Consider the following 21,575-nt stretch of genomic DNA (forward strand, 5'->3'; position numbering starts at 1 on the left):
GTCATGTTGCAAGGCACAAAATTCGGCGCCTGGTCAAAGGATACCTGAGCAGCGTTGCCCAGGCAGCGAATCCGCCGCTTTCGACTGCCTTCGGCAAGGCGATCAACGCAGTTGCACAAAACCCGCAAGGTAATCGTCGATACGCTCGGGATCGAATACGCGCCCGTCGAAGAACCTGTCCGGCCCCAAGGTCAGGTCGCCCTTGCGCGATCCCACGGCCAGCGGCGAATGGACGGCGCCTTCCAGTTTCATGCTCGCGCCCGGCATGGGCACATCGCTTCCGGCCAGGGCGCGGCGGAAAACATCGGGACGGAACACCGCTCCGGCGCGTGCGGCGCTGTCGGCCGAGTGCTCCACCATGCCCCAACGCACCAGTTGCGAATAGATCCAGAGCGCCTGGCTGCGCCAGGGAAACGGCGTGGCCTCGCGCGAGAACAGCATGAAGTCGGGATTGGGGATCGCCGGTTCGCCTGCCCGGTTCACCATTTCACCGGCCAGGGCGCGGCGGATCAGGTCCGCAGGCTGATCCACATAGCGCGGCGCGGCGAGCAGATCCGCCAGCGCGCTGTGATTGTCCGGCTCGTCGCACCAGGCTGCCGCGCGGACCAGCGCCCGCAGGAGCCGATCGACGGTCTCGGGGTTCTCCTCCATCCAGTTCTGGCGGAAGGCGAGCACTTTCTCCACGCCGCGCCGCCAGATCCGCTCGCCCACGGCGACGGTTTCGGCAAGCCCGGCCTCTACCGCCGCGCTGCCCCAGGGTTCGCCTGCGATGAAGCCGTCGATCTCACCGGCATGGAGCGCCTCGACCGTCAGCGACGGCGGCAGCACCCGCAAGACGACATCGCGGTCGGGATCGACACCGGCGCTGGCCAGCCAGTAGCGCAGCATCAAGGCATGGCTCGAAAAACGATGGACCACGCCGATCACCGGCTTGCGCCGCCAGAGGCCGATCGCAGCGGCAAAATCGTGCGCCGTGCCCAGCGGATCGGCCAGACGTCCGGCGAGGTCCGGGTCCAGCGCGGCCGCGAAGTCCTTGGCCATCACCAGCATGTTGCCGTTCACGTTCAGCTTGTAAGGGGCGGCCAGCGCGGCGGGTTGCTGGCTGAGGCCCAGCGTCACCGCCACGGCCAGCGGCGCCAGCATGTGCGCGGCCTGCACCTGGCCATAGACCAGACGATCGCGCAGGGTCGCCCAACTGGTCGTGCGAACGAGGTCGAGCGAAAGCCCCTCTTCCTCGGCAAAGCCCCGCTCCTGCGCCACGGCGAGCACCGCCACGTCGGTGAGCGGCAGGAAGGCGATGCGCAAGTTCGTCGTCATAGTCCCCCTCCCAGAAGGTCGCTGGCGGTAATCAGGGCCTGCGCCACGTCCACGATCTTCTTCCCCTGGTTCATCGCGCTCGACCGCAGGAGCGTATAGGCGTCCTGTTCCGACAGGTTGCGCTGCGCCATCAGGATGGACTTGGCGCGATCGATCACCTTGCGGTCCGAAAGCGCATTGCGCGCCTCGTCCAATTCGGCCTGGATCCGGGCGAAAGCATTGAAGCGCCGCACCGCCAGCTCAAGCACCGGCTTCACCCGCTCCTTGCGCAACCCGTCGACGACATAGGCCGAGACACCCGCATCGATGGCCGCACCGATCATCGCCTCGTCGGACTGGTCCACGAACATCGCGATGGGCCGCGCGAGCGCACGGCTGACGCTGAGCATTTCCTCCAGAGTGTCGCGGCTGGGACTGCCAAGGTCCATGAGCACCACGTCGGGCGCCATCCGTTCGAGGCGGGCCACGAAGGCGCCGCGCGGCGGGACGATATGGATATCGTCATACCCGGCCTCGCGCAGGCCCTCTTCGAGAACCGTCGCGCGCAATCCGCTGTCGTCGATGATGACGATTCTCATCGAGTGCCCAAATTCCATCGAAGTGAAGCCCGTCTTTCGCGCCGCACATTGCCGAGGCGGCTTGCCACGTCAACGACAGAGCAGAAATAGCGGCGAACAGTCTTCCCGTTAAAAAGCCGTCCCGCAATATGTAAAAACATTTGTCTTTTTCCCGGAAGCCGTGTTTCTTGGTCAAACAAGGCCGAAGCGGCATAGAGGGGCAGGGGATGATGAAACGGACGAAGCGTTCTGCGCAAGCAGTTCTGGGCATGGCATGCGCGGTTTCCTGGCTGGCGGTGTCCGCTTCGGCAGGGGCGCAAGTGGCCGGCCCCTTCGATCTCCAGCTTATTCCCGCGGCGCCGACATGGTCCAGCGACCTCTCCCTGCCCGCAGGCGATTGGACGCTCTCGTTCCGGGCCTCCCTTGAAGCCGGCAGCGAAGGCACTCTGGTCGCGTTGGGAGACGAGACGGCGGCGCAGCTTTCGCTCTCCATCGCGGCGGGACGGCCCGTTCTTTCCGGCGGCAGGCAGACTGCGCGGGGCGGCGCCCTGAACAAAGCGGACGCCTGGCACCACTACGCCATCGTCTCCGCAGGCGGCAGCCAGCGCCTCTTCGTGGACGGACGCCTGGCCGCGACACTGACGCAGCCGCTTGCCGGAGCACCCGGCAAGCTGCTGGTGGCGCCATCGACCCAGCCCTCTGGCGGTATTGCCGCGCGCCTCGTCGGGCTCCGTATCGATGCCGGAGCGATGTCCCCGGCCGACTTGCGCAATGCTGCTGTAGAGGGCCGCGATCCGGCTCTGGTCCAGTTCACCGAAACGAGTGCCCGCTGGCCGCTTCAAGTCAAGCAAATGCAAGGGCAATTGACGCCCCAGCCCCCGGCCACACTCCCGCGCAGCGCGGCAGCCCCGGACAAGCCCATCGCGAAGCCCGTCGCGCCAACGTCCGCGCTCGTCGCCCAAGGCGATGCCGCGTGGACGCTGCAGAAATGGACGCTCGCCGAAGCGCCGGCCGTGTCCGGTGACGGCAGCACGATCTCGCGCCCCGGCTTCACCAACGGCAAGTGGTACGCCGCAACCGTTCCCGGCACGGTGCTGACCACGCTGGTGGATCGCGGCGTCTATCCCGACCCGGCCCATGGCCTGAATAACCTCGTCATTCCCGAAAAGCTGGCGCGGCAGGACTACTGGTACCGCACCGAGTTCGAACTGCCCTCAGAAACATCGGGCAAGCATCTGGAACTGTTGCTGAATGGCGTGAACTTCAGTTCGCAGGTATGGGTAAACGGTGTCGAGGTCGGCACGACCCGAGGCGCTTTCGTGCGCGGCCGCTTCGATGTTTCGGCCTACCTCAACCCCGGCCGCAATGCCGTGGCGATCCGCGTTTCGCCGCCGCCCCATCCGGGCCACGCCCATGAGGAATCGCTGACGTCCGGCGTGGGCGAGAACGGCGGCGCCATGATGCTGGACGGCCCGACTTTCGGCGCTTCCGAAGGCTGGGACTGGATCCCCACCATTCGCGACCGACAGACAGGTCTCTGGCAGGACGTACAACTGCTCGCCTCGGGCGACGTCCAGATCGGCGATCCGCAAGTCGTCACCACCCTGCCCCGCGCCGACAATTCCGTGGCGAACGTCGAGATCACGGTTCCTGTCGAGAACTTGTCCGACCAGCCCCGCACAGCAACCGTGCGCGCCGCTTTCGATGACGTGGCGGTCGAGCGGTCGATCACCATACCCGCGCATCAGTCCGCGGCGGTGCGCTTCTCGCCAGACAGCGACGCGGCCCTTGCGGTACGCAATCCGAAGCTCTGGTGGCCGAACGGCTACGGCGACCCGGCGCTGCACACGCTGCATCTGACCGCTTCGGTGGACGGCGCCAGGTCCGACGCGAAGGACCTGCGTTTCGGCATGCGGCAGGTGACGTACGAGATGTCGCTGGTGGACGATACCGGCAACCTCGACCGGGTCGTCATAGACTTCGAAAAGGCCCGCGCGCTCGGCCAGCAGATCGTCGACGAGCGACACGAGGCGATCCGGCAGGTGCGCGGCGGCTGGGCCTATTCCTTCGCTCCCGGCGCCGACAAGTCCCCAGCCGTCACGCCGATCCAGGGCGACGAAGCGCTCTCGCCCTTCCTCGTCCTGCGCGTCAACGGCGTGCGGATCGCCGCGCGCGGCGGCTCGATCGGCATGGACGATTTCATGAAGCGGGTCGACCGCCAGCGGCTGGAGCCGTTCTTCAAGCTCCACAAGGACGCCCACGTCAACGTCATCCGCAACTGGGTGGGCCAGAACACCCAGGCCAGCTTCTTCGACCTGGCGGACGAATACGGCCTGATGGTCATGAGCGACTTCTGGGAATCGACGCAGGACTACAACATCGAGGCCGAGGACGCCGGGCTGTTCCTCGGCAATGCCACGGACGTGGTCCAGCGCTTCCGCAACCACCCTTCGATCATCCTGTGGTTCGGCCGCAACGAAGGCGTGCCGCAGCCGATCCTCAACGAGGGCCTGGATGCCATGCTGCGCAAGGAAGACGGCACGCGGCTCTACATGGCCTCTTCCAATCGCATCAACCTACACGATTCCGGGCCCTATAACTGGCGCGCGCCCGAAAAGTATTTCACCGAATATTCCAAGGGCTTCGCGGTCGAAGTTGGCACGCCTTCCTTCCCGACGCTAGAATCCTGGGAACGCGCCATCCCGGCAAGCGAGCGCTGGCCGATCAGCGATACCTGGGCCTATCACGACTGGCATCAGACCGGGAACGGCGCGGTGAAGAGCTTCACCGATGCCATGGACCGTGAATTCGGCAAGGCCACCAGCCTGCCGGACTTCGAGCGCAAGGCGCAAATGCTGGAGTACGAAAGCTACCGCGCGATCTTCGAGGGCATGAATGCCGGACTCTGGACCGAGAATTCGGGACGCATGCTCTGGATGACGCAGCCCGCATGGCCGAGTTCGGCCTGGCAGATCCTGTCTTCCGACTATGACACCCATGGCGCATTCTACGGGATGAAGAAAGCCTCCGAACCGGTCCACGTCCAGATGAACCTGCCGGACCACAAGGTGATCCTGGTAAACAACCGGATGACGGCACTGAGCGGCGTGACGGTGCGCGCGGTGGTCCAGGCGCTCGATGGCCGGCAGCTCGCGGCGCAGGAAAAGAAGCTCGACCTCGTCGGCGGCAAAGTCGGCGATGCCTTCACGCTCGACCTGGCGCCCTTGACGGCATCCGGGCCGGTCCTGATCCGCCTGGAAGCGCTCGACACAACGGGAACACGCCTTTCCGACAACTTCTACTGGCAGGCCGCCAGCGACGAGGCGCTTCAGGCCCTCAGCACCATGGCCCCCGTCCCGCTGACGGCGCAAGCGCGGGCCGCGGAAGCTGGCGACGAAGCGAAGATCGAGGTCACCTTGAGCAATCCGGGCAAGACGGCTGCGATCCAGACCAAGCTGACCTTGTTCGACGCTGCCGGCAAACAGGTCCTGCCGGCCTATTTTTCAGACAATTACATCTCGCTCCTGCCAGGCGAGACGCGTAACGTGACGATCACGGCCCCCAGGGATGCGGCCGGAAGTTCACCTTCCGTCAAGCTCCGCGGTTGGAACGTCGCACCCCGGACCATCGCCACAGGAAAATGACCTTGCGACTGAAGACCCTGCCCGCTTTTTCCGCTGCCGTCGCGGCCCTTGCCATCGCGCGCCCCGCCCTGGCGCAGGCCCCGGCCGTTTCGACCCTGCCGGTCCAGACCGCCGCGCAGGCCGCGGACTTGCGTTTGCGTACGGACTGGGCCTGGAGCGCGCGCTACCGCGAGGCCAATGCCACCGATGTCGTGGGCACCGTGAAGCCCCGTATCGTGCTGATGGGCGATTCCATCACGCAGGGCTGGTACGATCTCGATCGCGCCTTCTTCACGCCCGGCAGGATAGGGCGCGGCATCGGCGGGCAGACCACCTCCCAGATGCTGCTGCGCTTCCGGCAGGACGTGATCGACCTCAATCCGCAAGTCGTCCAGATCATGGCCGGGACCAACGACATCGCCGGAAATACCGGACCGATGACCGACGAGCAGATCCAGGCCAACTTCCGCTCCATGGTGGAAATGGCGCAGGCTCACGGCATCCGCGTGATCCTGGCTTCCATCCCGCCCGCCGATCTGTTCCCCTGGCGCCCCGGCCTGGATACGGGTCCGCGTATCCAGCGGATCAACGCCTGGCTCAGGACTTATGCTGCCAAAACCGGATCGGTCTATGCGGATTACTGGACGGCCATGAAAGGCACCGGTCTCGGCGCACGCGAAGGGCTGACATCGGATCACGTCCACCCGACCCCGGCCGGCTACGAAGTGATGAACAAGGTGGCCGAGGCCGCCTTCACCCAGGCGCTGGCTCTGCCCGCCCCGCGGCCGCTTGCCGCCGCCCGCATACCGTGATCGCCGCTATGCTGCTCGCGGCTGCGGCTGCGAGCACCCCCGCCCCGGTCGTCGAAACCGATGTCGGGACGATCCAGGGCGAAGCGACGCCGGACGGTCGCAGCCTGTTCCGCGGTATTCCCTTCGCCGCTCCGCCGATCGGCGACTTCCGCTGGCAGCCGCCCCAACCCGTCGCGCCGTGGCAAGGCATGCGAGAAGCGGTGCGCTCGGCTCCGGCCTGCATGCAGGTCGACTATGGGTGGAACCACGGGGCGGCCGCAAACCAGTCGGAAGACTGCCTTTACCTGGACGTCGCCACGCCTTCCCTGAAACCGAAGGCGCCGCTGCCGGTCATGGTTTGGATCCATGGCGGTGGCAACCGCGCCGGTAGCGGCGCGGGAACGGTAGCCTCCCCCATCGTGCACCGCGGTGTTGTGCTGGTGAGCCTGCAATACCGCCTTTCCGCGTTCGGCTTCCTCTCGCATGCCGCCCTGGGCGCACATTCGGGCAACTATGGCCTCATGGACCAACAGGCCGCCCTGCGCTGGGTCCGCGCGAATATCGCCCGCTTCGGCGGGGATCCGGCCAATGTCACGATCTTCGGGGAATCGGCAGGCGCTCAGGATGTCGGGCTGCAGATGCTCTCACCCGGCGCGAAGGGGCTTTTTAGCAAGGCCATCGCCGAAAGCGGCACGCCGGGTTTCGGTCTGCCGCCGCGAAGCCTGGCGCAGAACGAGGCGCTGGGCGAAACCATCGTGCGCGCGGCCGGAGCGCCGCCTCACGCCAGTGCCCGGCAGCTTCGCGCGCTTCCCGCCGAGGCCCTGCTCCGTGCCAGCGACACCGCCGACGTTCCCGGCCTGGACGACAAGAGCTTCATCTGGCTGCAGGCCGTGACCGACGGCACGGTCCTGACCGAGACGCCCGCGGCCGCCCTGTCGCGCGGCGTGGGGCGAGAAATTCCCCTGCTGATCGGCAACAACCTCTACGAACTCGGGCTATACGGCGCACCGGAGCGTGCCATCGTACGGGGTTTCGGTGCCAATGCCGGCAGGGCCATGGAGGCCTACGGGCTTGTCCAGGGCAAGGCACCTCCGGCCGACCTCAACTTGCGATTGGCCAACGACCTTACCTTCCGTTGCCCTTCGCTCCATGTTGCCGCGGAGCGCGGGCGATCGGGCGGCGCAACGTGGCACTACCAGTTCGACCTCGATGGGCCGGACGCCAAGCCCGTGACCCATGGCTCCGAAATCCGCTACGTGCTCGGCGATGAAGGCGCTTTCGATCAGGCCCTCGCGCCGCTGGCCGCCTATTGGGTGAACTTTGCCCGCAGCGGCGATCCCAACGGCGGCGCCTTGCCCGCATGGCCGCGATTCTCCAACGAGGCCCGCTCAATGGAATTCACCGCCACCGGATCCAGGGTCGTTGAGAAGCTCTCGGCCGAAGTCTGCACCCTTCGCACGGCGCCCTGACACGTCACGAAGGCGCCGGTATTTCCTCCGGATCCCAGAGCAGCGCTGCGCCGCGCACGCCCGAGCTGTCGCCCCAGCGCGCCGGAACCACTGTTCCGGCCCACGCGCCCGAGAACGTTCGGGCCTGAACCGCTTCGGCCAATCCTTCGTAGATCTGGCCGACATTCGACATTCCGCCGCCCAGCACGATCACATCCGGATCCATGAGGTTGGCCACCACCGACAGCCCGCGCGCCAGCCTGTCTCGGTAGCGCCGCAGCGCTTCCTGCGCCGCTGCATCGCCATCCCGCGCGGCCGCCACGATTGCGGGAGGATCGAGATCGCGCCCCGTCGCGGCCTTGAATGCGCGCTGGAACCCCGTTCCCGAGACCCAGTTCTCAAGGCATCCGCGCAGCCCGCACCAGCAGGCGGGCGCCGGCAGTTCATCCGGGCCGGGGTCCGGCAACGGCATGTGCCCGACTTCGCCGGCCAGCCCATGCGCACCGCCAACCACCTTGCCGTCCAGCACATAGCCCGCGCCGCAACCCGTGCCGACGATCAGCCCGAAAACGGAGGCTTTCCCCGCTGCCGCGCCGTCGACGGCTTCGGACAGGGCGAAACAATTGGCATCGTTGGCAAGCCGGACCTCCCGGCCGAGCGCGGCTTCGAGATCGCGCTGGAAAGGCTGACCGTTCAGGCAAGCCGAATTGGCATTGCGGATCAGCCCCGTACCCGGCGTGAGAGACCCCGGGGTGCCGATTCCGACAGTTCCCCGGCGGCCAACTTCCGCCTCCACAGCCGCCACCAGATCGCGCAGCGTCGTCAGCGCCAGATCGTACTTGTCGGGTGTTGGTATGCGGCGGCGGTGCAGGACCTCACCGTCCTCCGAGAGAGCGGCAGCCTCGATTTTCGTCCCACCGTAATCGATTCCAATCCGCATGGTCACGCAGCAGCCCGCTGCATGGGTGGGATCTTCGGCATATTCCTCTCCGGCATTGGATCATGTCATGGGACGGAGATGGAGCTGGCGCGCCGGTTCACCCGGTCATGCCCCACACCGCTTCGATGTCGCGGCATGATGGCATGGCGGATGAATAAGACAATTTCTTTTTTATAACTCTTCGGATCGACCTGCTTGCATCAGGATGGCATCCGAAGGAAGCAGTTGATCGAGGAAGGGCAGGATCGCTGCGCCGATCGCAGGGGCTTCCGCGGGCATCTGCCCGGGATGGACCGGTACCCGGTTGGGCATGGGAACCTGGGCCAGGGCCGCGTCGATCCGGGCGCTGAGCCGCTCGATCAGCGGCACCGGAAGGCGTCCGCCAATCACCACCGCATCGGGATCGAGCAGGCAGGACACCGCCACCAACGGGCCGGTCAGCGCGCGGGTGGCATCGGCGATCCATTGATCCACCGTGGTCGCCATGACCGGATCGAGCGCGAGGAGATCGTCGAGCGATTTCAGCGGACGACCTTCGCGCAGAAGACGCTCCTCGATGGCGGACAACGAGACAGTATCCTGCACCACCGCCCCGGGCTCCGCGCCGCCGGCATCCGGCATGAGCCCGATCTCTCCGCTGCGCGAGCGCGCACCGCGATAGTAGCTGCCGTCGACCACCGGACCGCCGCCCAGGCCCGCGCTGATGAGCAGATAGAAGAAGCTCGGCCGCTCCTGTCCGCCCACCCCTTGCGCCTCGCCCAGTGCTGCCGCCGCCGCGTCGTTGTCGACGTGGATCGGCCAGGGCAGAACCTCCTTCAAAAGCGCGGAAAAGTCGACTTGCGACCAGCTTTCGTAACCCTCGGGCTTGTGCGGCAGGACGATCCCGCCCAGGTCGTCAGGGCGCGCGACGCCGACCCCCAATATGCGTTCACGGTCGATCTTGCCCGCGGTCAGCACGCCTTCCAGCTCGGCCGAGATGATGTCCACCACGTCGGACGGCATGGCGAAACGGACTTCTCGAGTCACGCGGCTGCGGACTTCGCCGGCGAGGTCCAGCGCCACCAGAGTGATATGGTCGCGATCGACATTGAGGCCGATGGCGAAGGCGCCGTCGGGGTTGATGGCAAGGCGCAGCGCCGGCTGCCCCCGGCCGCCATGCTTGCGGCCGATATGCGCGATCAGTTCCATCTCCCCGAGGCGCGAGGTGATGTTGGCGATCGTGGGCGCCGTCAGCCCGGTCTGCTTCGCCAGGGCGATACGCGTAGTCTCTCCGCTCAGGCGAATGGCCTGGAGCACGATGCGCTGATTGTAGTCGCTGGCCCGGGCCAAATTGGTACCGGAAAGCGAAACGGCCAGTCGCTTGCCGCGGGTTTCTCCCGAATCGGGAGCGGTTACAGTGCGATCCTCTCTTTTCATGGTGCCAATGACTACAACCGGAACAGTCCCCTAACTAACAAAAAAGAAAAAATTTAAGTTGACCGCTTTTTGCTTTGAGCGGATGTGTACCGCAACACGAGTCACAAAGAATGCTCGTACCAGGAGAGGAAAGCGGCGCTCATGACCGCTGGGTCGACGCCCCTCTCCGAACCAGCGAGGCACGCATAGCGCGTGAGAGGAGAGGAAATGAGGGGAATGAATCAGCACAGTTTCGTGCGTCGCAGTGTCCTGATGGCCGCGACGTCGATGGTCGCCCTGGGTTCGGCGCATGGCGCCTTGGCTCAGGAAGCCGCGCAGCAGGGCGCGCCCGTCGTCACGGGATCGGCCACCAGGCTGGCCGTGGCGGAACAGGCCGGCAGCCCCGCCACCGCCCAACCGGGCAGCGAGCCCACGGGAAGCGACATCGTCGTCACCGGTATTCGCGCCTCGCAGGAACGCGCCGTCAACATCAAGCGCAATGCCACATCGGTGGTCGATTCCATTTCCGCCGAAGACATCGGCAAGCTGCCCGACGTCACCATTTCCGACTCTCTCCAGCGCATTCCGGGCGTGCAGATCCTGCGCAGCGCGGGCGAAGGCTCGACCATCAACATCCGCGGGTTGCCGCAGGTGACCACGCTGCTCAACGGCGAAGCCTACCTTGGCGCGCAGTCGATCACCACGATCCAGCCGAACTTCAACGACATCCCCTCGCAGCTCTTCGCCGGCGCCGATGTCATCAAGTCCGCCACGGCCGATTCGCTCAATGCCGGCATCACCGGCACGGTCAACTTGCGCACGCGGCGCCCCTTCGACCTCAAGGAGGGCGTGACGGTCGCTCTTGCCGCGGAAGGCGCCTACGGGGACAAGACCAAGCACAAGTTCGATCCGAACTTCAACGGCCTGCTGTCCTGGCACAACGACCGCTTCGGGGTGATGGTCTCCGCCGCCTATTCCGACGTGCGCCTGTCCAATTCGCACAACGGCATCCAGGAAGGCTACGGCGCCACTCTGCATGACGAAGGCACGCCGGACGCCACCTCCACGAACGGTTTCTCACCCGCGAACCGCCCGCGCGGCACGGTGGTGGCCGGCGGCGTGGACGTCAACGGCAACGGTAATTCCAACGACGCCTTCATCGTTCCCCAGGGCTTCACCGGCTGGAACAAGATCAACCAGCGCCAGCGCCTGGGCATCAACGGCTCGGCGCAATGGATGATCAACGACGCCCTGACCCTGACGGGCGACGCCTTCTTCACCAAGCAGACCGAGCATGACCGCACGGCCGGCTTCCAGATGCAGGACGTCAACTGGCAGGCGGCGGAATTCGTGCCCGGCCAGTCGCGCGACACGGGAACGACCGTGGTGGGCAAGGACGGCCGGACCTACAATCTCAACACCACGCAGGTCTACAACTACGACCTCGGCAACTTCGATTCCTATGCCCAGACCGACCGCTACAAATCGCAGTCGCAGAACTACAACCTGGAACTGAAGTTCGACAACGGCGGCCCCTTCAAGGGCAGCCTGCGCGGCATCTATGGCAAGGCTCACCAGTATTACGACCAGAGCTACTTGCAGTTCAGCATGTCGGACGGCCAGCAGTGGCAGCCGGGCGGCATCGGCCACTATCCGGGCGGCGACCGGGTGTTCAACCCGAACGGCTACACGGTCAATACCATCGCCGGCCTGAACTCGCTTCCGGCCGTGGTGGACTTCACCGGCAACAAGCCGGTCTTCACCCTGCCCTCGCAGCTTCTGACCGAACTGGGCGACATCAGCAACTATGCGCTGAAGACGATGTCTTCCGAAGGCAACTATCGCCGCAACGGCGACCTCAAGGTCGTGCGCGCCGATGGCTCCTATGAAGCATCGCCCGAACTGACGGTCAGCTTCGGCGGCCGTTATTCCGAGCGTTCGGTGAACGACTACGAATTCGACCGTGCGGCACCGCTCTATGCCGGACAGGCCAGCGATCCCAACGGCTGCCTCGTCAAGTGGAAGGCCTTCGACGTGCCGATGAGCGACAGCTCCTGCAGCGCGGGCGACGCTTCCGGCTTCTACACGGCGGGCCTGACGCGCCTTGCCAACGACCCGACCCTTGGCGGCCGCGTCAAGCTGTTCAACCCGGGCGTGGCAGGCGTGCCGAACATGTATGTGCTCGACCCGAAGGCGATGGACAACGCCCTGGCCTTCCAGAACGAGTTCTACCCCGGAAACGTCGAAGTCATGAACCCCGGCGCTTCCTTCAACGTCGGCGTCAAGCAGATCTCCGGCTACGTCCAGACCGACTTCCACGGCGATTTCTTCGGCGTGCCTTTCTCGGGTAACGGCGGCGTCAAGGTCATCAACACCCGGCTCGACATCACCCAGTACGTCACCGGCGGGCCGCAGCCCTACGGTCTGGCCAACGAGCTGGGAGGCTCGGTCGACACCAAGCGCAGCTTCACCGACATCCTTCCGGCCTTCAACGTCGCCTTCGACTTCGCGCAGAACCTGAAGTTCCGCTTCGCCTTCTCGAAGACGATGACCCTGCTGGACCTCAACCAGTGGGGCGGCGGCCTGAACCCCACTTATGCCATCGACACCAGCGTACCCGGAACGCCGATCTTCCGCGTGACCGGCGGTAGCCAGACGGGCAATCCCAACCTCGATCCCTGGCGCGCCACCAATGTGGAAGGCTCCCTCGAATACTATCTCGGCCGGGGAAGCCTGCTGAGCGTCGGCGCCTTCTACATCGATGTCGACAGCTTCATCCAGGCCGGCAACGAGAACCGCACCGACCTGCCGGACAACGATGGCGTCGTTCGCGGCCGCACGGTCTCCATCAGCACCCCGGTCCAGGGATCCGGCGGCTCGCTGAAGGGCATCGAGGCCGGCGCCAAGATCTCGTTCACCGATCTTGGCTTCGTCCCCGGGTTCCTGTCGAACTTCGGCATCGACACGAACTTCACCTTCTCGCCTTCGAACACCGGCGACAAGGACCTGGCCGGCAAGAAGATCCCGTTCCAGGACAACTCGAAGATCCAGACCAATGCTGCGCTGTTCTACCAGGACTCGCATTTCCAGGCGCGCGTGGCCTGGAACTACCGTTCGGAGCGTGCGGTCCAGTCCAACTTCGGCGGCATCACCGGGCTCGAACTGTACCAGGCGCCCACCAACTACGTCGACGCCTCGGTCAGCTACGACATCACGCCGAACATCACTATCTACGGCCAGGGTTCCAACCTGACGGGCGAGTACGAGAAGTACTACCTCACCTGGAAGGACCAGAAGGCCTACAACAATATCTTCGAACGCCGCTTCACCATGGGCGCGCGCGTCAAGTTCTAAGCTCCTCCCTTTCTCCCCCGCCCACCTCCTCCGGGCGGGGGGGATCCTTTTCCGGCTCGGCCCGACAGGTTAGACCCAGCCCGGGGAGTTTCCTGCGATGACAGACAATGCGATCCGATCCATCCTGATCGTCGGCGGCGGCACCGCCGGATGGATGACGGCCAATCTCCTGGCGACCCGGCTGCGGCGCCTCCCCGTGCAGATCACCTTGGTGGAATCTCCCGATATCCGCACCGTAGGCGTGGGCGAGGCCACGGTCCCGGCGATCCGCGATTATTTCCGCGCCATCGGCGTCAACGAATTCGACGTGATGCGCGCGACCCACGGCACGGTGAAGCTCGGTATCGAGTTCCGCGACTGGTCACGGCCGGGCACGAACTTCTTCCATCCCTTCGGCCGCTACGGCGTCGATGCCTTCTCGGTGCCGTTCCACCAGTTCTGGCTCAAACGGCGCATTGCCGGTGACGATACGCCGCTCTCGGCCTATTGTCTGGCGACCGAGGCGGCCATGCGCAATCTCGTGGTCCTGCCGCCCGAGCAACCCGCCAACGATCTGGGCGTGTTCGACTGGGCCATCCATTTCGACGCCGGGCTTTTCGCCCGCTTTCTCTCGCAGCGCGCCCGCGAGGAACTGGGCGTCGCCCATGTCGAAGGCACCATTGCCGGCGTCCATCGCGGCGGCGACGACGGACGCATCGCTTCCGTCACCCTCACCGGTGGCGACACCCTGGAAGCGGACCTGTTCATAGACTGCTCGGGCTTCCGCAGCCTGCTGCTGGGCCAGGCACTCGAAGTTCCTTACGACGACTGGACCCACCTGCTTCCCTGCGACCGCGCCGTGGCCGTGCCCTGCACCCATGGCGACGCACTGACGCCCTATACCCGCAGCACGGCCCTGTCCGCCGGATGGCAATGGCGCATTCCGCTCCAGCACCGCGTCGGCAATGGCTACGTCTATTCGAGCCGCCACATTTCCGACGACGAGGCCACCGCCACCTTGCTCTCGCGCCTCGAAGGCGAGCAACTGGCCGAACCCAACATGCTGCGGTTCCGCACCGGCCATCGCACCCGCGTATGGGAAAAGAACTGCGTGGCGATCGGTCTGGCGGCGGGGTTCCTCGAACCTCTGGAATCCACCTCGATCACCCTGATCCAGAGCGGGGTCGAGCGGCTGCTGGCCCACTTCCCGGACCGGGATTTCGAACCCTCGCTGGCGGACGAGTTCAACCGCATCACCAGCCTCGAATATGCGCGTATCCGCGATTTCCTGCTGCTGCACTATTGGGGCAATCGCCGGCATGGCGAACCGATGTGGGACGCATGCCGCGCGCTGGAACTGCCCGAGACCCTGGCCAGCCGCGTGCGCGCCTTCGCAGGCGGCGGGAAGCTGCCGCGCTACGAATGGGACTCCTTCCAGCCGCCGAGCTGGCTGTCGATGTACGCCGGGCTGGACATCCTGCCCCCACGCCATGATCCTCTGGCAGACCAGCTCAGCGCCGAGGAACTCGGCGCGTCTTTCGCCAAGATGCGCGAAGCCATCGGCCGGGCCACGGCGCTCGGCATTCCGCACGACGAATTCATCGCCGAACATTGCGCCATGCAGACGGACATTGCACGATCCGCACAACCAGCGCCCGTCTCCATAATCTAGGACCACTCGATGCCTCGTACTCTTGCCGTGTTTCTTGCCCTTGGCGCTGCGAGCCTGCCGATCGCCAGCGCGCTCGCGCAGGAGGCATCGCCTGCCGCCACTGCGCATCCCGAACTCTGGCCCAAGGCCAGGAGCACCGGCCTCGTCGATCCGGAAACCGAGGCGAAGATCACCCGGATGATGGCCGAGATGTCGGTGCGCGAGAAAGTCGGGCAGATGATCCAGCCCAGCATCGCCTCGATGAAGCCGGAGGAACTGCGCGAATATCCGGTCGGCTCGATCCTGGGCGGCGGCAACGATCCGCCGCTTTCGGGCAACGATCGCGGCCCCGCCAGCGACTGGATCGCGACGGCCGAAGCGTTCCGCCAGATCTCGATCGAGAAGCGGCCCGGCCACGTGCCGATCCCGGTGATCTTCGGCATGGATTCGGTCCACGGCAATTCCAACGTCTTCGGCGCCACGATCTTCCCGCACAACGTCGGCCTGGGCGCGATGCGTGACCCCGCGCTGATGGAGAAGATCGGGCAGGTCACGGCCGCCGAAAGCGCCGCCTCCGGCTTCGACTGGGCCTTCGGGCCGACCGTCACGGTGCCGCAGGACGACCGCTGGGGTCGCAGCTATGAGGGCTATTCCGAGCGGCCCGAAATCACCCGCGAATACTCCGCCGCCATGGTGCGCGGGCTTCAGGGGGCGCCGGGCAAGAGCCGCATCCAGAACGGCAATGTCGCCGCATCGATCAAGCACTTCCTCGCCGACGGCGGCACCCATGGCGGCATCGACCAGGGCGACGCGCAGATCCCCGAAAAGGACCTGATCGAGCTTCACGTGCCCGGCTACGTCAGCGGCATCGATGCCGGGGCGATGACGGTCATGGCCAGCTTCTCCTCGTGGAACGGCGTCAAGAACCATGGCAACAAGACACTGCTGACCGATGTGCTGAAAGGCCGCCTCGGCTTCGACGGCTTCACCGTGGGTGACTGGAACGCACACGGCCAGATCCCCGGCTGCACCAACGGCAATTGCCCGCAGACGTTCAACGCCGGCCTCGACATGGCGATGGTGCCGAACGACTGGAAGGACCTGTTCAACAATACGCTGAAGCAGGTTCAGGACGGCACGATCCCGATGGCGCGCGTGGATGATGCGGTGCGCCGCATCCTGCGCGTGAAGTTCAAGCTGGGCCTGTTCGATCCCGCGCGTCCTTATGAGCAGCGCACCGAACTCGGCAAGCCCGAACACCGCGCGGTGGCCCGTCAGGCGGCAGCGGAATCGCTGGTGCTGCTGAAGAACAACGGCGCGCTGCTGCCGATCAAGCCGGGCCAGAAAGTGCTCGTCACCGGCACCCATGCCGACGATATCGGCATGCAGACGGGCGGCTGGACGATGTCGTGGCAGGGCACCGGCAACACCAATGCCGACTTCCCCGGCGCCACTTCGATCTGGGGCGGCCTCAAGTCCGCGATCGAAGTTGCAGGCGGCACCGCCACCTTGAGCGCCGACGGCAAAGTGACCGGGCCGAAGCCCGACGTCGCCGTGGTCGTCTTCGGCGAGACGCCTTACGCCGAAATGGTCGGCGACATCTCCACGCTGGAATTCCAGCCGGGCGACAAGCAAGCGCTGGCGCAATTGAAGGCGCTGAAGGCGGCGGGCATCCCGGTCGTCTCGGTCTTCATCTCCGGCCGCGCGCTCTGGGTGAATCCGGAAATCAACCAGTCCGACGCTTTCGTCGCGGCCTTCCTGCCCGGTTCGGAGGGTGAGGGGCTGGCCGATGTGCTGGTCGCCAGGAAGGACGGCACGCCGAACAAGGATTTCCGCGGCAAGCTCAGCTATTCCTGGCCGAAGAACGCGGGCCAGTTCGCCAACAACGTGGGCCAGCCGGGTTACGATCCGCAGTTCGCCTATGGCTATGGCCTTAGCTACAAGGACAAGACCACGGTCCCGCAGCTGAGCGAAGTAGTCGGGCTTGATGCCTCGCTCTCGAACGTTTCTGTCTACTACCTGCCGGGCAAGGTGCTCGCCCCGTGGAAGCTCGCCACAGGCGGTGCGGTCGCGGTGAAGAATGTCGACGGCGGCGGCACGCAGGAAGGTGCGCGCCAGCTCACTTTCTCGGGCCCCGGCGAAGTGCGGATCGAAGGCCCCACGGTCGATCTCAATCGCCAGAGCAATGCGATGCTCAGCCTGCGCATCGACTACCGCGTCGATGCCAAGGGAGCCGCTGCGCCGAAGCTGGCGGTAGGCACCACCTTCCTCGACGGCGGCAAGGTCTTCACCGGCGCGCCCGGCCAATGGAGCAGCGTCAAGGTCTCGCTCTCCTGCTTCGCCAAGGCCGGTGCGGACATGACGAAGATCGCGCGCCCCTTCGTCCTTCAAGGCAATGCGGGACAGACGATCGCCATCTCCACCGTCAAGCTCGATGCCGATCCCACTGGCGCGATCTGCCCCAACTAAGCCGAAAAGAGAGAACGCCTATCATGCCGCGTTTTGCGAAGTTCGCCGCGCTCGCCCTGAGCCTTGCCCCCGTGGCGCTCACCTGCCCCGCGCTGGCGGAGGAAGTCGATCAGAACCGGCTTCCGCCTTCGCAGGACCCGGCGCGCGAGGCCAATGGCCTGGTGCAGACGCCGCCGATGGGCTGGAACAGCTGGAACAAGTTCGCCTGCAATATCTCGGAAAAGACGATCCGCGATACGGCGGACGCGATCGTCGCCACCGGCATGAAGGACGCGGGCTACAACTACCTCGTGATCGACGACTGCTGGCATGGCGAGCGTGATGCCAAAGGCTTCATCACCGCCAATGCCAAGGCTTTCCCCTCGGGGATCAAGGCCACGGCCGACTACGTCCACGCGAAGGGCCTGAAGTTCGGCATCTATTCGGATGCCGGCACCAAGACCTGCGGCGGCCGCCCGGGCAGTCAGGGCCACGAATATCAGGACGCGATCACTTACGCCTCGTGGGGCGTCGATTACCTGAAGTACGACTGGTGCAGCACCGGCAGCCGCAACGCGGAAGAAGCCTATGCGCTGATGTCGGACGCGCTGCGGTCCACGGGGCGCGATGTGCTGCTCTCGCTCTGCGAATGGGGCACCAACAAGCCGTGGCTCTGGGCCTCGAAGATCGGCAACATGTGGCGCACCACCGGCGACATTACCGACAAGTGGTCCGGCAAGCACGGCTATGCGCTGGGCATGCTCGATATCGTCGATCTCAACGAGCCGCTCTGGCCCTATGCCGCGCCGGGGCACTGGAACGATCCGGACATGCTGGAAGTCGGCAACGGCGGCATGACCACCACCGAATACCGCAGCCACTTCTCGCTCTGGGCCATGATGGCCTCGCCGCTGATCGCCGGCAACGACGTGGCAAACATGACCCCGGAGACGAAGGCAATCCTGCTTAACAAGGATGTCATCGCCGTCGATCAGGACAAGCTGGGCCGTCAGGGCCGCCGCATCGCCAGGGATGGGAACGGCGAAGTCTGGGTCCGCACCCTGGCGGACGGCAAGCGCGCCGCACTGCTGTTCAATCGCGGCGAGGCGCCTGTAAAGCTGACGGTGAACTGGGCGCAGCTGGACTATCCGGCCGACCAGTCGCTCAAGCTGCGCGATCTCTGGGCCCACAGGGAGCTGGGCGCGATGAAGGGCAGCTATTCTGCCACGGTCGCCCCCCACGATGTGGTGATGGTCACCTTGACGCCGTGATCGGCCGGCGCCCGCTCAATAAGTGACCGTGATCGTCACGGTATCGGTATAGGCCCCCGCGCGCACATACTGATGCGCGGGGATGCGCCCGTAAGCCGTGACTGTAGCGGCATAGGTCAGCAGCCCATTGAACGGGAGGCTCACGCCGGTGGTGCCACCTGAACCGTCACCCCATAGTGTGGTATAGTTGGAGTCCGAATAGATGTTGTAGGTCAGCCTGTCCGCGCCCTGGATCAGCCTGCGGTTCGGAATGCTGTTCGATCCTCCGGGGCTCAGCGCAATATCGATCGTCCCCAGCAAGGCCGCCACGCCGGTGCAGTTGATCGAGACCGTCGCGTTGGAATCGCGCGGACTGTTCGATGTCGGATCGTAAGGACCGAAAGCAAGCCCCGGTGTCGACGCCGAACACGAGCAGAGCACGCACAAGGCCCGAGCCGAGCCTACAGGTGCCATGACGGCGCAAAATGCGAGTATCATCAAAAACTTGCGCGTCATTTATGCGACTCCGTCGAATACGATCGGCAGATGACCTGCGTCGCCCTTGCCAGGGGATCCTGCACCATCGCTGCGGGAAGCACTGCACGGCAGGCGGTCACGCCGCTGCGCTGGACCACCAGCGGGGCGCCAGGTTCGAAATCGTTCAGGAACACTTCGCCGTCATAGCCCGTAACGGTCGGCTCCTCCCCCGATCCCAAGCTCACTGCCAAGCCCGGTGGCAGGGGCGAGCCGTTCTCATCCACGAGCCGCAGCCGCGCGGGATGAACCTCGCGGGCACCGAACACGACGCGTGCAGCCTGACGCCACCCCGGCGCCACCACTTGTTCCACCCCGCCCAGTTCGCCGGTGATCGGCAAGGCTTCCGGGTCGACCGAGATCCGGTTGGCGACATAAGGCTGGAGACCGGTGACGATCGCCGGCCGGCCGCCGCCCGCTCTTGCGGCCACCGGCTGGTTCTCCAGGAAGACCGGAATACGCTCGCCTCCCGGCACTTCGACGATCGCCAGTCCATCGTCGACACTGGGCGTCGCCATCAGCAGGCCGCCGGTCGCCACGAGCGCGCCGCGCGCTTCCACGCGCGTCATGACGACGCCGCTGCGCCGCGTCGCCGCCATGTCCAACTGTCCGGCCGACGAACGCAAGGTGGCCGCGCCCTCGAGCCATGCCCCCCTTCCCGTTTCGCGCCCGACAGCCGCCCGATAGCCCAGCCCTGTCCCCGCCGGAGCGACTTTCTCGAACGTGGCGGCCATGCGGTCGTTGTCGGCGAAGAACCCGGCATGTCGGCGCCCCCCGAGCGGCAAGGTAAGGCTGCCGAAAACGGACATGTCGGTGCCGTCCCCGCGATCGAAACGCTGCGCGCCGATGGAGAGGAACGCGCGTCCGAGATTGACCGAATAACCGGCCGAGGCGATCGAACGCCGGATCTTGCCTTCCTCACTACGCAGATAGCTTGCGTTGAACCCTCCGAACCGGCCCATCACGATGCTGCCGGATATGGCCAGTTCGCGTGTCGCCGCTCGACCCCGGCGCAGATCGCCTACCTGGCGAAAACCGGCCCCCGCCCCGCGGTAGCTCGCCGTTACCGAGTAACCCGGTGCAAGCCTTTGAAACTGCACCTGATAGAGCCCACCCCACCCTGCCTCGCCTTGCGATCCCGCCGCATCCACACGCAGTTCGCCGAGAGGCTGAATCACCCAGGTCAGGCCCGCCCCGGCCATGCGCGTGACAGCATCGGCTTCGGCGCGCCCTTCCAGCGTCACCACCGTTGACAGTCCGCGCCGGTAAGACGCCGCCACGAAGGGCGCGCCGTAGGAAAAGCTGCTCCAGCCGTAGTCCTGTCGGAGGGCACCGGCCTCCAGCGAGAACTCGGATATGTCGGGACGTAGGAGCGCGGTGCTTGAATAGAAGCTGCGGGTAACGGCGCGCTCGGTTCCGGCGAGATCGCGCACGATCATGGTCACCTCGCCCGCCCCAGTGAAGCGCGGCCGATAATCGAAGGCGAAGCGGCCCGGCTCGACGGACAGGGACTGGCGGGACGAGCGTGATGCCAGTTCGACGGTCGAGGGCAACAGCGCACTGCCCGCCAGCGACGGAACCGGATAAGTGATCAGCGAAGGGTCCAGCGAGAAGTCCGTGCCGAACCGGATGCCGCCGAAGCGGGCGGGCTGGCTCCAGGGCGAAGCGCGGGTGTACGTATCGCCCACGGCAAGGCGCAAGTTTCGCTCGGGGAAATCCCGGACGAAAGCCGTGTCGAGGCGGACCACGCGCGTACGCTGGCTGTCGATCAGTGCGCTGCTGCCGATCACTCCCCAGGCGCCGGAAACACCGGCATCGAGAACGGCCGATGCCTGGGTATGGCCGCGCTGGTCGGAGAAGTTGAGGTCGTAGTCGATGAACGCCACGGGAACCGCCGCGGCCACCGGCACGCCTCGTTCCTTCGCGGCAACATGCCTGCGCGGCAAATGGCGAGGATCGACGTCGAGAAGCAGCGCGGTGCCCTGCGGATCGAGCCTTGCCGACAGTCCGGCTTCCCCATCGACATCGAGATAGCGCTCACCCTCGATCAGGAGATCACCGTCGAAGACCGTTACGATGCCGAGATCCCGTAAGTCCTCGATCCGCACAAGCACGCGTCCCGCTTGCAGCACGGCCAGCGCTGGCCGCTGCATGTCACGCCCGTTCAGCACGACGTCGACCGGCAAGGGGCCGGTACTCTCCTGGGCGCGAACCGCGGGAACCGCGACGCCAAGCGCGAGGGCCGAGACCGCCAGCCCCGGCCAGAGCCGCGAAGGCAGCCGCATGCC

13 protein-coding genes are annotated in these 21,575 nt (G+C 65.7%); 7 read left to right on the forward strand and 6 right to left on the reverse strand.

Annotated elements, in window-relative coordinates; all coding sequences use genetic code 11:
* Window positions 1-102: 102 nt before the first annotated feature.
* A complete protein-coding gene (locus EDF58_RS12260) occupies window positions 103-1,317 on the reverse strand; it encodes an ABC transporter substrate-binding protein (RefSeq protein ID WP_132265804.1) in 1,215 nt (404 codons plus the stop codon).
* A complete protein-coding gene (locus EDF58_RS12265) occupies window positions 1,314-1,895 on the reverse strand; it encodes an ANTAR domain-containing protein (protein WP_132265806.1) in 582 nt (193 codons plus the stop codon). The genes EDF58_RS12260 and EDF58_RS12265 overlap by 4 nt, the downstream gene beginning before the upstream one ends.
* A gap of 248 nt (window positions 1,896-2,143) precedes the next feature.
* On the opposite strand from EDF58_RS12265, the gene EDF58_RS12270 reads away from it, so the two are divergent.
* From EDF58_RS12270 to EDF58_RS12280, 3 genes are read left to right on the forward strand one after another with little or no spacing between them, the layout of a single operon-like run.
* Window positions 2,144-5,518: a sugar-binding domain-containing protein gene (locus EDF58_RS12270; protein WP_207912943.1), complete on the forward strand. Its 3,375-nt coding sequence runs from the start codon at window positions 2,144-2,146 to the stop codon at window positions 5,516-5,518.
* 2 nt (window positions 5,519-5,520) lie between these two features.
* A complete protein-coding gene (locus EDF58_RS12275; protein WP_347812888.1) occupies window positions 5,521-6,309 on the forward strand; it encodes a GDSL-type esterase/lipase family protein in 789 nt (262 codons plus the stop codon).
* 8 nt (window positions 6,310-6,317) lie between these two features.
* Entirely contained in the window at window positions 6,318-7,757 is a 1,440-nt protein-coding gene (locus EDF58_RS12280; protein ID WP_132266231.1) for a carboxylesterase family protein, read from the forward strand.
* A gap of 4 nt (window positions 7,758-7,761) precedes the next feature.
* Here EDF58_RS12280 and EDF58_RS12285 read toward each other — a convergent pair whose 3' ends face one another.
* Window positions 7,762-8,676 carry an ROK family protein gene (locus EDF58_RS12285; protein ID WP_132266233.1) on the reverse strand — a complete coding sequence of 305 codons (915 nt, stop codon included), beginning with the start codon at window positions 8,674-8,676 and terminating at the stop codon, window positions 7,762-7,764.
* A gap of 171 nt (window positions 8,677-8,847) precedes the next feature.
* On the reverse strand, window positions 8,848-10,092 hold the full coding sequence (locus EDF58_RS12290; protein WP_132265812.1) for an ROK family protein: 1,245 nt from the start codon (window positions 10,090-10,092) through the stop codon (window positions 8,848-8,850).
* 216 nt (window positions 10,093-10,308) lie between these two features.
* On the opposite strand from EDF58_RS12290, the gene EDF58_RS12295 reads away from it, so the two are divergent.
* The 4 genes from EDF58_RS12295 (at window position 10,309) to EDF58_RS12310 (ending at window position 18,774) form a co-directional block, all read left to right on the forward strand.
* Complete coding sequence (locus EDF58_RS12295) at window positions 10,309-13,425, forward strand: TonB-dependent receptor (RefSeq protein ID WP_132265814.1); 3,117 nt, start codon at window positions 10,309-10,311, stop codon at window positions 13,423-13,425.
* Between the two features lie 97 nt (window positions 13,426-13,522).
* The gene (locus EDF58_RS12300) at window positions 13,523-15,076 is read left to right on the forward strand and encodes a tryptophan halogenase family protein (protein WP_132265816.1); all 1,554 of its coding nucleotides are present in this window, start codon (window positions 13,523-13,525) and stop codon (window positions 15,074-15,076) included.
* Window positions 15,077-15,085: 9 nt separating this feature from the next.
* Window positions 15,086-17,524, forward strand: a complete 2,439-nt coding sequence (locus EDF58_RS12305; protein WP_132265818.1) for a glycoside hydrolase family 3 protein — start codon at window positions 15,086-15,088, stop codon at window positions 17,522-17,524.
* Window positions 17,525-17,547: 23 nt separating this feature from the next.
* Window positions 17,548-18,774: a glycoside hydrolase family 27 protein gene (locus EDF58_RS12310; protein WP_132265820.1), complete on the forward strand. Its 1,227-nt coding sequence runs from the start codon at window positions 17,548-17,550 to the stop codon at window positions 18,772-18,774.
* A 15-nt stretch (window positions 18,775-18,789) separates the two neighbouring features.
* On the opposite strand, the gene EDF58_RS12315 is transcribed toward EDF58_RS12310, so the two are convergent.
* Complete coding sequence (locus EDF58_RS12315; protein WP_132265822.1) at window positions 18,790-19,269, reverse strand: spore coat U domain-containing protein; 480 nt, start codon at window positions 19,267-19,269, stop codon at window positions 18,790-18,792.
* The gene (locus EDF58_RS12320) at window positions 19,266-21,572 is read right to left on the reverse strand and encodes a fimbria/pilus outer membrane usher protein (protein ID WP_132265824.1); all 2,307 of its coding nucleotides are present in this window, start codon (window positions 21,570-21,572) and stop codon (window positions 19,266-19,268) included. The genes EDF58_RS12315 and EDF58_RS12320 overlap by 4 nt, the downstream gene beginning before the upstream one ends.
* Between the last annotated feature and the right edge of the window lie 3 nt (window positions 21,573-21,575).

The organism is Novosphingobium sp. PhB57, assembly GCF_004342985.1.
Taxonomy (GTDB): domain Bacteria; phylum Pseudomonadota; class Alphaproteobacteria; order Sphingomonadales; family Sphingomonadaceae; genus Novosphingobium.